This window comes from Paenibacillus segetis (assembly GCF_014639155.1).
Lineage (GTDB): Bacteria > Bacillota > Bacilli > Paenibacillales > Paenibacillaceae > Fontibacillus > Fontibacillus segetis.
In genome coordinates this window covers 1,519,980-1,535,571 of the sequence record NZ_BMFT01000001.1, presented here as the reverse complement: position 1 = coordinate 1,535,571, position 15,592 = coordinate 1,519,980, and the positions used below count along the sequence as shown (strand labels likewise).

General features: G+C 43.2%; 13 protein-coding genes. 3 read left to right on the top strand and 10 right to left on the bottom strand.

Annotated features, from left to right (window positions below; genetic code table 11):
* Window positions 1-80 precede the first annotated feature (80 nt).
* On the bottom strand, window positions 81-1,829 hold the full coding sequence (locus tag IEW05_RS07050; protein ID WP_188537142.1) for an ABC transporter ATP-binding protein: 1,749 nt from the start codon (window positions 1,827-1,829) through the stop codon (window positions 81-83).
* A gap of 120 nt (window positions 1,830-1,949) precedes the next feature.
* Here IEW05_RS07050 and IEW05_RS07045 point away from each other — a divergent pair, with 120 nt between their 5' ends.
* A complete protein-coding gene (locus tag IEW05_RS07045; protein ID WP_188537140.1) occupies window positions 1,950-2,456 on the top strand; it encodes an ADP-heptose synthase in 507 nt (168 codons plus the stop codon).
* 74 nt (window positions 2,457-2,530) lie between these two features.
* Here the strand turns inward: IEW05_RS07045 and IEW05_RS07040 are convergent, their stop codons facing one another.
* Window positions 2,531-2,824: a HesB/YadR/YfhF family protein gene (locus IEW05_RS07040; RefSeq protein ID WP_188537138.1), complete on the bottom strand. Its 294-nt coding sequence runs from the start codon at window positions 2,822-2,824 to the stop codon at window positions 2,531-2,533.
* Between the two features lie 474 nt (window positions 2,825-3,298).
* Here IEW05_RS07040 and IEW05_RS07035 point away from each other — a divergent pair, with 474 nt between their 5' ends.
* Together IEW05_RS07035 and IEW05_RS07030 are read left to right on the top strand one after the other, a co-directional pair.
* The gene (locus IEW05_RS07035) at window positions 3,299-5,056 is read left to right on the top strand and encodes an ABC transporter ATP-binding protein (RefSeq protein ID WP_188537135.1); all 1,758 of its coding nucleotides are present in this window, start codon (window positions 3,299-3,301) and stop codon (window positions 5,054-5,056) included.
* A 1-nt stretch (window position 5,057) separates the two neighbouring features.
* Window positions 5,058-7,127, top strand: coding sequence for an ABC transporter ATP-binding protein (locus tag IEW05_RS07030; RefSeq protein ID WP_188537133.1), 2,070 nt, complete (start codon window positions 5,058-5,060; stop codon window positions 7,125-7,127).
* 72 nt (window positions 7,128-7,199) lie between these two features.
* On the opposite strand, the gene IEW05_RS07025 is transcribed toward IEW05_RS07030, so the two are convergent.
* The 8 genes from IEW05_RS07025 to IEW05_RS06990 all read right to left on the bottom strand — a co-directional run bounded on the left by IEW05_RS07025 (window position 7,200) and on the right by IEW05_RS06990 (window position 15,498).
* On the bottom strand, window positions 7,200-8,087 hold the full coding sequence (locus IEW05_RS07025; protein WP_229753283.1) for an S-layer homology domain-containing protein: 888 nt from the start codon (window positions 8,085-8,087) through the stop codon (window positions 7,200-7,202).
* 62 nt (window positions 8,088-8,149) lie between these two features.
* Window positions 8,150-8,611, bottom strand: coding sequence for a hypothetical protein (locus IEW05_RS07020; protein WP_229753282.1), 462 nt, complete (start codon window positions 8,609-8,611; stop codon window positions 8,150-8,152).
* 43 nt (window positions 8,612-8,654) lie between these two features.
* The gene (locus tag IEW05_RS07015) at window positions 8,655-8,993 is read right to left on the bottom strand and encodes a four-helix bundle copper-binding protein (RefSeq protein WP_188537129.1); all 339 of its coding nucleotides are present in this window, start codon (window positions 8,991-8,993) and stop codon (window positions 8,655-8,657) included.
* Between the two features lie 103 nt (window positions 8,994-9,096).
* The gene (locus tag IEW05_RS07010) at window positions 9,097-10,140 is read right to left on the bottom strand and encodes a CobW family GTP-binding protein (protein ID WP_188537127.1); all 1,044 of its coding nucleotides are present in this window, start codon (window positions 10,138-10,140) and stop codon (window positions 9,097-9,099) included.
* Window positions 10,141-10,414: 274 nt separating this feature from the next.
* Window positions 10,415-10,942: a hypothetical protein gene (locus IEW05_RS07005; protein ID WP_188537125.1), complete on the bottom strand. Its 528-nt coding sequence runs from the start codon at window positions 10,940-10,942 to the stop codon at window positions 10,415-10,417.
* Between the two features lie 165 nt (window positions 10,943-11,107).
* A complete protein-coding gene (locus IEW05_RS07000; protein ID WP_188540761.1) occupies window positions 11,108-12,103 on the bottom strand; it encodes an acrylyl-CoA reductase family protein in 996 nt (331 codons plus the stop codon).
* 59 nt (window positions 12,104-12,162) lie between these two features.
* A complete protein-coding gene (locus tag IEW05_RS06995; protein WP_188537122.1) occupies window positions 12,163-14,469 on the bottom strand; it encodes a thiamine pyrophosphate-dependent enzyme in 2,307 nt (768 codons plus the stop codon).
* Between the two features lie 21 nt (window positions 14,470-14,490).
* Window positions 14,491-15,498, bottom strand: a complete 1,008-nt coding sequence (locus IEW05_RS06990) for a 2-oxoacid:acceptor oxidoreductase family protein (protein ID WP_188537120.1) — start codon at window positions 15,496-15,498, stop codon at window positions 14,491-14,493.
* Window positions 15,499-15,592 lie beyond the last annotated feature (94 nt).

The following is a 15,592-nucleotide window of genomic DNA, read 5'->3' as shown; positions in this document are numbered from 1 at the left end:
ATGGGTTAATAAAGGAGGGGTTACTCTCAAAGGTCTTGATCGACCTTTGAGAGTAACCCCTCCTTTTGTTTATAGTCTGGCTATGAATTTAAGTTTTGAATATTATACAACTGTGCGTACACTCCCTGCTTCTCCATCAATTCCTCATGCGTACCACGCTCTGCAATGGAGCCGCTCTTCATAACAATGATGAGATCTGCATGTGTAATCGTCGATAGACGATGCGCAACGATCAACGTTGTGCGACTCTGCGATAGCTGACGAAGGGATTGTTGAATCAAACTCTCCGATTCCAGATCGAGCGCGGAGGTTGCTTCGTCCAAAATGAGGATCGGTGGATCCTTTAAGAAGACCCGTGCGATTGCTACCCGTTGTTTCTGCCCACCGGATAACTTCACCCCTCGTTCTCCCACCTCAGTATCGTATCCTTGAGGCAGCTCCATGATAAAATCATGGGCATTGGCCGCCCTCGCTGCAGCGAATACGGCCTCGTCATCGCAATCTGGATTACCTAGCATAATATTCTCACGGACACTGCCGCTAAACAAGAAGTTATCTTGCAGTACCATCCCAATCTGATTGCGTAGACTCTCCATCGTCCAATGTTTAATATCCTTCCCTCCGACGATTAAAGAGCCTTTCTGAACATCATAGAACCGAGGAATCAAGCCGACGAGAGACGACTTACCTCCACCACTCATTCCTACAAAGGCTACCGTTTGCCCAGGGCTTGCCTGAAACGTAATATTCTTGAGCACCCAGTTATCGTGTTCTTGATATTTAAACCATACATTTCGAAATGCTACACCATAGCTTCCAGGCTTTAATATAGCGGCATCATTAGCATCTGTCATATCATAAGGTTCTTCCAATAGCTCTTGTACACGCTCCCACGATGCGGAAGCTTGCGTTAGAATCGTAGATGAGTTAATCAATCTTTTTAACGGTGCGTAAAGACGATCAAGATATCCAAAGAAAGCAATAAATGTCCCCAACGTCAGATTGCCCTGAATGACCTGATATCCCCCATAACCAATGACCAACAGAGGAGCAATATCAGTTAGAGTGTTAATAATCGCAAATGTCCATGCATTCCAGCGGCTATGAGCCAATGCTTTGTTTAAATATTTTCCGTTGATCCCTTCGAATTTTCGATGATCATGTCTTTCCAAAGCAAAGCTACGAATAACGGAGATCCCTTGAATTCGTTCATGTAAATAAGCCTGGATACCTGCTAAAGCTGCTGATCGATCCTTCGTCAACTTTTTTAACCGCTTGTACAATATTTTGACGGCCAAAGCATACAATGGAAAAATAGCTATCGCTACAAGTGTCAGCGTTGGATTCAAATAAAACATAAATCCTAGGACGAATATCAAAGTAAACATATCCAGCCAAATATTCATCATACCAACTTCAACGATATTCTTCGTTTGTTCCGCGTCATTTATAAAACGGGAAATGATCTCTCCCACTTTTGTATTCTGATAATAACGTAGCGACAATCGCTGAAGGTGACTGTAAAGTTTACTTCGTAAGTCAGACAAAATCTTAGCTGTGATGAGTTGGGCGAAATATTGTCTGGCATACTCCACCGGCCCCCGTACAATAACAAAAAGAAAGAATGTTATGCCTAGAACCATCATCAAATTACTTACTTTTTGATTCAAATCTAGCGTAGTATTCAGCAAGATGTCATCAATTACATACTTCTGTACGAGAGGTAGCAAAGATGGAATACCAAACTTCAAAATACCAATGAATAAAGTGAGAATAATCCATTTCGTATAAGGCTTAACAAAAGTAAAATAGGACTTCCAGTGTTTCAAAAGATGCGCACTTCCCTTATGTTTATTTAGCGAACTAGACTGTTCAAAGCTGTATTTGTCACTTTGATATGATATACTCCTTATTAATTAATGAGTAATCAACGCTTTAGGAGGATAACCATGTCACGTCGATTTGTTATTGAAGCCGTGATGGTGGCGATTTACGGTGAATTGATGGTGCCATCTGCACCTGTAGAATATATTGTGCCTTATACCACCGTCATGGAACTATACGAATTTCATCACAGCCCCGAGACCCTCATGATTAATTCTGAGGATGATCTACATGTAAAAAATAAAATAAGCGAATTAATCGCTTATTTAGAGGAACCGCTCAACCGTAAAAAGCTTGAGCGAGCTTTAAATGTTCCTTGGTCCAAAAGTCCGTCGATACTCTTCGGTGACAATATTTCATGGACTGTCGTGAATGCGGTTGATACCGAGCAGTACGGGGAATTTCTCGATCCTATTGAGACCGAAATCGTACTGACAGCTCAACGGGAAAATGCACCCGTTCTCACGGACCAATTAGAGCTAATCCGCCGTATAATCGAATGCGAGGTCCCTGTACAGGTATTTGATATTGGTGACTTTGAGTTCGCTATGGATGATAGTGTTATTTTATAATACGAAGCGTGAATTTATGTAAGAGAAGGCCCGGTAACGGGCCTTTTCTCATATTCATCCAAATTGTATATCAGTCACTGGGCTATTTCGTACTTATATTCAATGTCACCTTCTGAAGGTACATAAGTAACATTCAATCGATAGCCATCCAAATACCATAGATCCTTGTTTTCCATGTAGAACGTAATACCGTCAACTACAGAGGAAACACCCAATGATACGGGCTCATCGACTTCGATACCGAGAGAAAACCCTGGATGAATTATCCCTCCTGCACTATAGCGAGCGAAGAAGCGTACCGATTGCCCTTCCTGTAAACCAAGCTCGTGTTTGAACCATTCTGCTGCCTCATGGGTAACATTTATCATTCTCTTTCCCTCCTGTCTGCCTTTATTTTAGACCAATCTCTGAGGAAAGCCAATCAATTGACACTTCTTCTGTGCAAAAAAATGAATTGACACATCTATAAAACTGGTGATAAGATCGACAACGTACCAGATAAATTGAATGTTTTACCAAATTACTTAAGAAAGGGTGAGCAAGGTGTTAACTATTTATTTTACTTCCGCATTTCATCATGCGGCACAAGATCAATTGAATACCGAAGCAACCCCTACAGGCTTGAATGAATTTGTACGCTGACGCGTCCCGTCATTTATTTGCGGGAATCGGCGATATCATTCGCGGTGGTTGCTTGATTATCAAGTAACGTGCGCGATATATGTTATGGTCTTTAAGGCATATCGTTTACGGACGATATGTCTTTTTTGTGATTTCCGGTACCTGTAGAGGTCTTTACAAACACACAATTTGAGCAATTTAGAGAAGGAGGAAACCCCTCAATGTTTTCAGTTCTAAAAAATTTAGGATGGTTTTTTAAGAGAGAGAAAAAACGTTATATCATCGGACTAATTCTACTTATCTTAGCTGGAGTATTCGAACTAGCTCCACCATGGTTACTCGGTAGCGCGATTGACGAAATCGCTACAGGCTCTGTAACCCGAGCTTCACTAACGAAATATGTACTATTAATCATTGGAGTACTCGCTTTCATCTACATGATTACCTACGTCTGGATGCGCGAAATATTTGGCGGCTCTAACCTAGTAGAACGTCTACTACGTACTCGATTCATGAATCACTTGCTGGGCATGATGCCACCGTTCTTCGAGCGCAGCCGTACCGGTGACCTGATGGCGCGGGCAACAAACGACTTACGTTCTGTATCTGTGACTGTTGGATTCGGTATGCTGACATTAACCGATTCCACCTCGTATTTATCAGTAATCCTGATCGCCATGGGTACGACGATAAGTTGGAAGCTTACACTGGCTGCAATCATCCCACTCCCCTTTATCGCCCTTGCAATGAAGATTTATGGGAAGATCATTCACGAGCGTTACACGCTTGCCCAAGATGCCTTTGGAGATATGAATGACCAAGTGCTTGAATCTGTAGCAGGTATTCGCGTCATTCGTGCCTATGTTCAAGAACGTCATGACGAGCAAAGATTTGCCGACATCACCAATGATGTGTATAAGAAGAATCTTGCGGTTGCTAAAGTCGATGCTTACTTTGAACCTACGATTCGCCTGTTTGTAGGACTTAGTTATGCAATCAGTCTTACATACGGTATATATCTTGTATTCCATAATGAGCTTACATTAGGTAATCTGGTAACCTTCAATATGTTTCTTGGTATGATGATCTGGCCGATGTTCGCGATTGGAGAGTTAATCAACATCATGCAAAGGGGCGGCGCATCACTTGATCGGGTTAATGAAACGCTCCGTGTCCCACCAGATGTGGTAGATCCAAAGGACCCTATCGATGTTCCAAGTTTAGGTACCATTCAATTTAAAGATGTTACCTTCCGGTATCCAACATCAACAATCAACAACTTAGAGCAAATTAGCCTCACCATTAAACGAGGCCAAACACTCGGCATTGTTGGTAGAACGGGTAGCGGTAAGTCAACCTTACTAAAACAACTGTTAAACGAGTATCCTTCAGGCAGTGGAGAGTTGTTGATCTCTAACGTTCCCATCGGCAGGATTGCCTTGAATCAGCTATATAGCTGGATTGGATACGTGCCGCAGGAGCAAATTCTATTCTCCAAGTCGGTCCGTGAGAACATCCAGTTCGGTTTGAAAGACGCTCCAGATGACATCATTATGGAAGCGATCAAAACCGCCGCTTTCGATCAAGATTTAAACACATTGTCTGATGGTTTAGATACACTGGTTGGTGAGAAAGGCGTGGCCCTCTCCGGTGGCCAGAAACAACGTGTTGCACTAGCCAGAGCATTCATTTCCGATCCGGATATGTTGATCTTGGATGATGCCTTATCGGCAGTAGATGCACGGACTGAAGCAAGAATAATTGATAACATTCGTAATAAACGTGCAGGTAAAACTACGCTAATCTCAACGCACAGATTGTCAGCTGTCGAGCATGCCGACTGGATTATCGTGCTAGAGAAAGGCCATATGATCGAACAAGGTACCCATGAAATGCTGCTCGAGGCAGGTGGATGGTATCGAGAACAATACGAACGTCAGCAGGTAGAATCAGACCTCAGCGACGGGGAGGTATCCTAAGATGCATAATAAAACAGGTAGGTCACTTTTTAAATACGCCTTAACGGCAAAGAATACATTTATCCTTGCGCTTGTGATGCTAGCCATTGGAGTTGCAGCCGAGCTAGCTGGACCCTTCATCGCTAGGACCATGATCGATGACCACATGCTAGCTATTGAGCGACCATACTTCGAGACTACAATCGAAGGAGAGCAAACCGTCTCCTTCGATAACAGGTTCTTTAAACGAGGTGATCGTTTTACAGTCGATGAAGCTAAGGGTAACGAGGTGCGAATACTTCAGGTTGGAGCATCCTTTATTTTCATCGACGCTCCGGTACTAGATGTCTCTGGTGACCGTAGCTACAAAGACGGTGTGCTAACTTTAACTAATAAGGGTGTGTCAACTGAATATCCCGCACAGAAGCTAAGTGCTAGCGAGTTATTCTCTTTTTATAAACCCGAAGTTCCAGGTATTTTTACTCTCATCAGCTGGTATCTTGGATTCCTAGCGATTTCAATACTTATGGAGTTTGGTAAAACATATTCGTTGCAATCTTCTGCCAATAAAGTTATTCAGAAGCTACGAATGGACGTATACGCACATATTCAGCGGCTTCCCGTGAATTTCTTTGATAATTTGCCTGCTGGTAAAGTAGTATCTCGTGTAACGAATGACACAGAGGCTGTCAAAGACTTGTTCATTGCCGTGCTGTCCAACTTCTTCTCTGGCATCATAAATATGATAGGTGTATATGTAGCCCTCTTCTTACTCGATGTTCGATTAGGACTCATCTGTCTCTTCATCGTTCCGATCATATGGGCATGGGTAGTTCTCTATCGGAAGTTCGCGACAAAGTACAATACGATCATTCGCTCACGATTAAGTGAAATTAATGCGATTATTAACGAATCGATCCAAGGGATGTCCATCATCCGAATTTTCCGCCGTGAAGCGAAGACTAGGGAAGAATTTGAGAATTTGAACAACGACTACATGAAACATCAGAACAAAATGCTCAATCTGAACTCATTCACATCACATAACCTTGTCAACGTAATTCGCAACCTTTCATTCGCAGTAGTGTTATGGTACTTCGGTTCAGCTCAATTGAATGGTGCAGGAATCATTTCACTTGGGGTGCTCTATGCTTTCGTAGACGTCCTGGGACGGCTGTTCCAACCGATTACAGGTATGGTGAACCAACTTGCCGCACTTGACTCTTCCATGGTATCTGCAGGCCGGGTATTCGCTTTAATGGATGAACCAGGCGAGAACGTTACCGATGGTTCCATGCCACGTTACAAAGGAAATGTAGAATTTAAAGACGTATCATTTGCTTATAAAAAAGATTACGTATTAAAAAATATTAATTTTGAAGCTAAGCAAGGCCAGACGGTAGCCCTCGTTGGTCATACAGGCTCAGGTAAAAGTTCGATTATCAACCTGTTGTTCCGTTTCTATGATCCGCAGAAAGGGACAATTACGATTGATGGTCAAAATGTTAGGGATTTACCTAAACAGTGGATTCGCGAACACATGGGAATTGTGTTACAAGATCCTTACTTGTTCACCGGGACCATCGCTTCCAATGTGAGTCTCGGGGATGAAAGAATCTCGAGAGCAACCGTTGAGAAAGCGCTGGAAGATGTCGGAGCGAGCCGAATCCTCTCCCACCTACCTAAAGGACTAGATGAGCCCGTAGTTGAGAAAGGAAGTACACTCTCCGCTGGAGAACGACAACTGATCTCATTTGCGCGGGCACTCGCTTTTGACCCCGCCATTCTGATCCTAGATGAGGCTACTGCCAATATCGATACAGAGACTGAAGCGCTGATCCAATCGGCTCTAGAAGTGCTAAAGCGTGGACGTACAACATTTATCATCGCTCACCGTTTATCTACCATCCGTAGTGCCGATCAGATTCTTGTGCTGCATCGTGGTGAAATCGTAGAGCAAGGTACTCATGATGAACTCTTGGCCAAAGGTGGGCGGTATTATCAAATGTACCGTCTCCAACTCGGTTCCTCCGAAGTATTAGTATCCAATGACCCTATAACTACCGTACAACCTGCTATGAACCCAAGCTAATGGGTTCATAGCAAAAAGGCGATCTTAAGTGAAGAAACTTCACCTAGGATCGCCTTTTTTACTTGCTGGAACTTATTTTTGGAGCGCTATTTCTACCTGATAACCACTCGATATATAGGTCTCTGTCTTCGTATCACTAATCACCTGAATATAAGATTGATTTGGTTTAGGTGATAACAACTTATAATATATAATCGCTTTACCTTGATCCGTAAATTCAATCTTAGCTACAGAAATACCATAACCAGGATTCGGTTGATTATACCGTGTCAGAACGACTTTATTAATCCGATCATTTACTCTCTCCACACTAAAGGAAACTTCCTCTTGGTTACCGTGTTCCGACTTCTTATGTTCCTTCGCAAATTCCGCTGCATTATAGACTAGTCTTGCTGCATCGATTCGCGTGATGGACTGCTTAGGATAAAATTTATCTTTATTATCTAAGGCACCAATTTGCGTCAGCAACAACATCTGAATGCTGTTAGCGTACTCCGAGCTAACCTGGTCCGCATCGGCAAGCACGACAATCATTCTAACTGTAGCATACTCTGAAATGGAATCCACACCTTGCATTAAAAGGTAAACAAATGCCTCCCTAGATAGCTCTGCATTAGGATCAAAGTTCTTCGGTAGCTTAATTCCATTGTCCTCAGCTATTTGTAGCGCATCTTTATACCCTAGATGTGATCCAAAGTGCTTGGTCTTCGATTTTTCATTTTCCTTTAGTCCTAGTGCCTGAACAATCATATTTATGCCCTGTGCACCAGTAATCTTGCCTTGAGGAACGAATTTGTCTTTCGTCATCCCCTGTATAACGCCCCGCTTCTGCAATGATTCAGTAATCTTGGCATCTTGACCTTTTACATCCTTAAAAGCCAAAGCTGAAGCCGAAGTGCCCATCAATAGAGAACCAGATAGGATTATGGCGGCTACCAATTTCATTTTATTATTTGTCATTGATATTTCACCTCCGCCTAATTTAACGCGAAAGAGAACAAAAAGGTTGCAAATTATTCCCATTAAATATTGTCGTACAATTCCACATTATAGCCCTGTAGCTTTTTCTCAAGCTCCCTGGCCTGAGCGCTGAATTCCTGTAATTCCGTGATCATAAGCGCCCTACCAGCCTCAGTAAACGTATCGTGAATTCTTTGCTTGAAATAATCATGTACAATATAATTTCTTTGCTTCCACAGAGTTTTTAGCTGCGCCGTCTCTTCGTCAGTGAATGAGAAATGATGTCCTATTTCATTTACAAGCTGTCCAAGTGAACTGCTTAATTTTCGCTGAAAATTTTCTGTAAACTGCTCCTCTGAGACCATCCTCCCTTGAGAGATCTTCATCAGCATGATCAGATTGGCGAGTTGTTGTTCCAGAGCCTGTGAATAATAAACTGCTAGACCAAAATACGTGAACAATTCTCTGGACTGATGATTGTCCTTCAGATCTTTTATTCCTTCATCCACCATAAACCTCGCCATCCTCCAATCATACCTTTGAGCTTAACCTCTTATTCTTTGCTATTTAAGCAGCCTTACTCATTTCACGACAAATCTTAGCACAACGACGACATGCCTCTGCACACTGTTTACAATGCTCGTGCTTATGCTTGTCACATTCTTCAGCACATGCATCACACACTTTAGCGCACAATTCACAAATTTCTGACGCAAACGCCGTGTCCCTTGACAATGCTTCAGCAGCAAATGCGCAAACATCAGCACATTCCCGGTCAATTCGGATACATTCTTTTAGCATAGCAAGATCATATTCTTTCAAACTGGATACATAACAATAATTACATGCATTCATACACTGGAGACAAGCTTCAATACATTCGCGATTTTTTTCTTCGATGATCATATTATTGTATACCTCCCGAATAATGAATTGCTGTATAAATACTCTTATGTATTTACCATGTTATATCCCTTCTGAAACGCCTGTTGGAGAGTAATCGGTACTCTTAAGATTTGGATTGACTATGCTCAAGTGCCTTTAATTGCTGAGACAACAAGGATTTATCAAAATGCTCCCCTATGAATACAGCAACATCCGGTACATCCCCTTGTGGGTTAATTTTGAGATAATCAGCTTCACGATAAGCATATTGAAACAGGAACCTACTGGATGTATCTGAGAAACTTAACACGCCTTTCCCTCTATAGACCTCCCGAGGTAACTCCGAAATAAACCGCTCAAACTCAACACTGTCTACAGGTCCTGTAAAATAATGACTATACACGGTAACATGCTCATGAGAAGCATGAGTATGTTTATGATCATCATGGCCGTGAGTGTGATCCTCATGTTGACAATGTCCATCACAGTGATCGTGATCGTGACCGTGATCATGGTCTTGTTCTTTCGTCGTTGGATTTACATTAGCATATTGTTGATCTCTCTCCTGATTTAAAAGCACTTCAAGCTCCACATCACATTTCACCGCATCAATAATTTGTGCGTAAGGGTTTAATCGTCTCACTAACGCCCTTACTTCTTCACGCTTCTCTTCACTAATGCGATCCACTTTATTTAAGATTAGCACAGATCCGCAGCGGATCTGATCTAACATCAGTCGATAAGTTTTTCCCTTCTGTGCTTCGTATAACTCCGATAAATAAGCAGAATCAACTACCGTTATCATCGGTTTGATGTCCAGTTTCAAATACAAGGATACCTCTGTCACCGCATCGAATATTTCCATGGGATTCGCCGCACCCGTAGCTTCAATCACGACCAAATCGGGTCGTTCATTTGTGATCAACTCCGACATCTGCAGGCCTAGATCACCACGAACGGTACAGCAGATACATCCATCCAGAATTTCTGCCATCGGGACTTCCGAAGACACCAGTAACCCGTCCAAATTGACGTCACCAATCTCATTCATTATGACTGCCGGACGAAGTCCTTGTCCCTTCCAATGCGATAGTAAACGCTGCAACAGGGTTGTCTTGCCACTCCCCAAAAAACCAGACAAAAGATATATTGGTGTAACTCTTTCCATAATCAATCCCCTACTTTCAATACACATTCCATGAAAGCGAGTTTACACCAAGCCGCAGGTAGATGCAACCTCATATAATAATCGAATGTCGGTTTTCTGTGGAAAAATATTATACGGACGTGTCCTGTATGAATGTTACCTCTGTTACCGTGTCTTATACCGGAAAAATACATGAGAAATCACCCTCTATCATCAAGTTATCGAATCCATTTCGAGATCCACTTCGAGAAATAGAAGGTGCTTTTTTTATTATATAAGACTAAGTCAATTCTCCTTAATCTTTCAAACGGTCTAGCAAATTCTCAAATATGATCTTCATATCATCTCGGTACTGATTCTTGGTCTGACCGCTGGAAGCATAGACAAGGGCGGTGTTACCTCGAGCTGAGATCACAGAAGCATCAGAACTCAACGCGCTAACCTCCCCTTTCCCATCCCCAGAATCATAGATTTCCGCAATCTCACGAATCCGATCACTTTCACTTGGGTACACATGCACCATGATGAAATCACGTGCGTCTCCATTGATGAAATAACTATAGCTGATATTACCATCCAGTCCTTCGGAATAAGTCTCATGAGTTAAACGAATTCCACGCTTTTCACAATCATTTTTCAGGGATTGAAGAAATGTTGTGTTTAGCGTTGTACCATGAATCCGTTGATTTTCGTTTCCGCTCTGGTAGCTTTTCATATTATACTTATCAACTTCTTGTTTAACCGTTCTTTGCATTCCACTACTGCATGCCACTGTCATGGATAAGGCAATCGTAGTGTACAAGCTGAGCACCAACCACTTCATAGTCAAAATCCTTCCTTTTCGCTAAGGTTGAATTTCTTACTCCCTGTGGTTAGGTTACCTAGTAGCTCCCCATTTTATACCAATATCATTATCCAAATCTCTGTAAGCACCAAAAAAAGACATCCCCCACATAAATCATGTAGGAGATGCCTAAATCTAATTTCACTATTTTAGAGAGATAACTTGGCGTCCAACGGCTTTCCCTTCCAGAATTGTAGATAGAGCAGTTGGAAGTTCTTCTAATGGATACACGTTCACTGCCTCTTCTAGAACTTGATCTGGCTTCCATTCATGAGCGAGCTGTTGCCAGAGTTTCAAGCGAAGTGGTGCCGGATAGGACACAGAATCAATGCCAAGTAAATTCACACCACGCAAAATAAATGGATACACCGAAGTGTCAAACTTCCCACCACCCGTGAGCCCGGATAAGGCGATAGAGCCTCCATACTTCACAGATTTCAGTAGTTCTCCCGTAGTTGCGCCGCCAACCGGATCAACAACAGCTGCCCACTGCTCCTTACCCAGTATTCCTCTACTTCCTTGAGCAACCTCTTCCCTGGAGATAACATGGGTCGCACCAAGACGTTTCAGTTTGTCCGTCTCATCAGCTTTACCCGTGGCTGCGGTCACCTTGTATCCCAATTTGCTCAATATTGCAACAGCCATACTTCCCACACCACCCGTCGCCCCAGTGACAATCACAGGACCGTGATCAGGTGTAAGACCATTCATCTGTAGACGTTCCACTGATAAAGCCGCGGTAAATCCAGCAGTACCAATCGCCATCGCTTCAAACGGTGTTAGCCCTTTAGGCAAAGAGACCAACCACTCGGCAGGGACCCGGGCAATTTCAGCATAGCCGCCTTCATGTGTAACACCAAGTCCATAGCCGGTGCAAAGAACGAAATCTCCTGGTTGAAACCGATCATCGCGAGATTCAATCACTTCACCGGAGAGGTCGATACCTGGAATGAATGGGTACGAATTCACGATCTTTCCTTCAGGGATACTGGCGAGTCCGTCCTTATAGTTCACACTTGAGTAATGTACTGAGATGGTTACTTCACCTTCTGGCAGATCAGAAATACTCAATTGTTCTATCCCAGATCGGAATCCAGCGTCATCCTTATGGACGCGAAAAGCTCGAAACAATTTCTCTATGATGTCCGCCTCCTTCTTCTGACGCGCACTGCTCTCTAATCGTCCATGTTCAAATGGAATTACAAATAAGGATTTTCGTTCTTGGCGAGCAACACTTGCCAACGACGTTCTACTTCACGTTGGAACGACTCTAGCGCTTCCGCGTTCTCTGGCTTCGTTAAATGACGAGTTTTACCCATCGTCTTCAACCAATCAACTAATGGAATCCGTTTGTCCTTATCTTCCGGATTATAAGTAATTGTTGTTTGGCCGTGCTCCACTTCATACAGTGGGAAGAAGCAAGAATTAACCGCCGCATCGACAATGTCTGTGCCTGCATCATCAGGGCTAATCCAGTTGAGCGGGCAAGCTATTAATATTTTACCATATACGAGCCCTTCATTCTGAGCATACCACTGAGCCTTAGCCGCTTTCTTCACCAAATCTTGTGGATATGCCTCACTACCTGTAAATACGTAAGGAATATTAGTCGCAGCCATAATTTGTGCCGTATCCTTATGATGGAACACTTTACCGTGCTGAACTGAACCAAGATTCGAAGTCGATGTACGGTGACCAAGCGGCGTTGAATAAGACATTTGCGCCCCTGTATTCATATACCCTTCGTTATCGTACTCCACAATGATCATACGATGGTTACGAAGCGCCGCACCAATGGCAGGCCCCATACCGATGTCCATCCCGCCATCACCAGTAACCATAACGAATGTGAAGTCGTCTTGTAGACCTAAGTCATCGAGTTCGCCTCTACGTTTGCGCTCCCAGAACATCTCTACAACACCGGATAGCGTCGCGGCTCCGTTTTGGAACAAGTTATGAATATAAGTTGCTTTATGAGATGAGTACGGGTAACCCGTCGTAACAACCATCGCACAACCTGTATGGAACAATGCGACAATGTCACCCTCAATACCTTTGAAGAACAATTCTAAGCCTGAGAAAATACCACAACCCGGACAAGCGCCATGACCTGGTGCAATCCGTTTTGGTTTTTTCGTTAAAGCACGAAGTGGTGGAATGCGAACTCCTAGTTTCCCTGTTTCCTCATTGCGAGTCACTGTGATGAGTCCGGTTTTTAGGTCCTCAAATTTAAGCGGGTTAAGCACGCGTTTTGGTGCCTTTTCTTTGTCACCAGGTGTATGGCCGTAATAATCGAACGGAACAGTAACCTGATTCTGTTCTGCCGCTTCAATCGCAAGTGAGAACAGATGATGACCATCCTCGGCGTAGAACTCCTTACCTCCAAGACCATAAATACGGCTAACAACTTTTGTCGTAGTATTGCCATGAGTAAACAAGGCTGCTTTGATCTCATTCACCATGTTACCACCATGAGCACCATAAGAATCAGCCCGGTCACCTACAGTTATTGCTTTCACATTTTTCAGTGCTTCAGCAATTTGACGTTGCGGGAACGGACGAATCATATTAGGGGCGATAGAACCTGCCTTGATACCTTGGCTACGTAGTTCATCAACAACATCTTTAATAATCTCCGAAGCAGAGTTCATCAAGAATACGGCAACCTCTGCATCCTCCATACGATACATATCTAGCATTTTGTATTCCCGTCCGGTTAATACAGCATATTCACCAGCGATCCGTTCGAATACGGCCTCAGCATTATACATCGCTTGGGATTGTTGGTAGCAGTTATTGATATAATCCGGCTCGTTCATATAAGGTCCAACTGTAATCGGATTATTACGGTCCAGCGTGTGAGCGAATCCAGCCGGTGGTTGTTCTCCTACAAACTTCTGTACATCTTCACGATTAGCAAAAGTATGAACCCGACGCTTCTGATGGGATGTGAAATAACCATCTGACGCTACCAGTACCGGGAGACGTACTTCCGGATCTTCGGCTAATTTGATCGCCATAATGTTCATATCATATACAGCTTGCGGATCACGACACATCAAGATCGGCCAGCCTGTATTGAGTGCATAGTAAAGGTCGGAGTGATCACCGTGAATGTTAAGTGGTCCAGATACCGAACGGCATACCAAGTTCATAACCATCGGGAAACGCGTTCCTGACTGTACTGGCATTTGTTCTAGCATATACATATACCCATTGGCACTCGTTGCGTTAAATACCCGTCCGCCGCCTGTAGAAGCACCAAAACAAATACCAGCGGAACTATGTTCTCCATCAGATGGGATCAGCTTAATATCATGTTGTCCATCTGCCTTCATCAAATCTAGAAATTGAGCTACTTCCGTCGAAGGGGAGATTGGAAAATACCCCATAATATGATAGTTAATTTGATGAGCCGCATACGCCGCCATTTCATTACCAGACTCATACACGACACGTTGCTCTACCTTAGCTACGCCCCGTTCTTTTTCCATGTTAATTGCCATATCGGTTCCCACCTCTCTATATTAATGAACAGCCAAATCGAAAAGATGCGGAACACGATGTTCATCCGCATAGCCGTCTTCCTCGAGTTCGCCGGACAAAGCATCCGTCGGACATGCGTGGATACATTTCAAACAGCCCTTACAATATTGATAGTCGATACCATTTAGGAACATTTGTGGCCGTCCTTTCTTGTCAGGCCGCTCTTCCCATACAAAGCAATTATCTGGACATACGCTATCACACTGCGCACAGTGGATACACGTCTCTTCTTTATAATGAGGCATCAATCCTGAACGAGAGATGCTTAGGTCTTTCAGAATGCTGTTACCCGGATTCGAGACAATTCCACCCATTGGTTGCGTCTCGTAACCAAGCACAGGGGTATCCGTACGAACAAATTCCGGCATACTTTCACCCTCAGGCAAAGTAAAGGTTTGAAAAACAACTTCCTGATATCCCCGTTCAAACGTAGCTAATGCGGGTGCCACAGTCTGAGGGTATTTCTTCTCTAATGATTTAGTAATGACATCTTTCATTGTTTCTGGATCTAGGAAAGGACATAACCGGAACATGGCCCCTAACATCGCCATATTTACACGGTTCTTATGTTCAAGTGCAATACCCGTAGCGTCAATAACGGCGATCGTTCCGCCTTTGAGCTTCATTCTGTCTTTCAGTTCTTCAGGAGATTTACGAGAGTTGACTAAGACCGTACTATCCTCATAAATGCCACTAATCACGTTCATCGTTTTTGCAAGTGCTTCTTGAAAAATAGCGACTACGTGCGGTCGTTCAACCGGTGACGTATCACGAATAGGCGTATTCAAATCACAGAAACGAATATGTGCTTTTACTGGAGATCCTTTCTTTTCCGAACCATAAGAGGAGAAACTCACACCGTTCAAGCCAGCTCCCTCTACTCCAGCTTCAGCGAGCATTTTTCCCGCCAAATTGGCACCTAATCCCCCGATTGACTCCAAGCGAATTTCAAAAAAACCAAGCTTATTTAACTTAGGTAGTTGTACCACGCCATAGGCCCCTTTCTTAACTAATCCGAATTCAAAATCATCAAAAACAATCATAAACCGAACAAATTTGTTTATAAAAAATAGTATTCCGTAC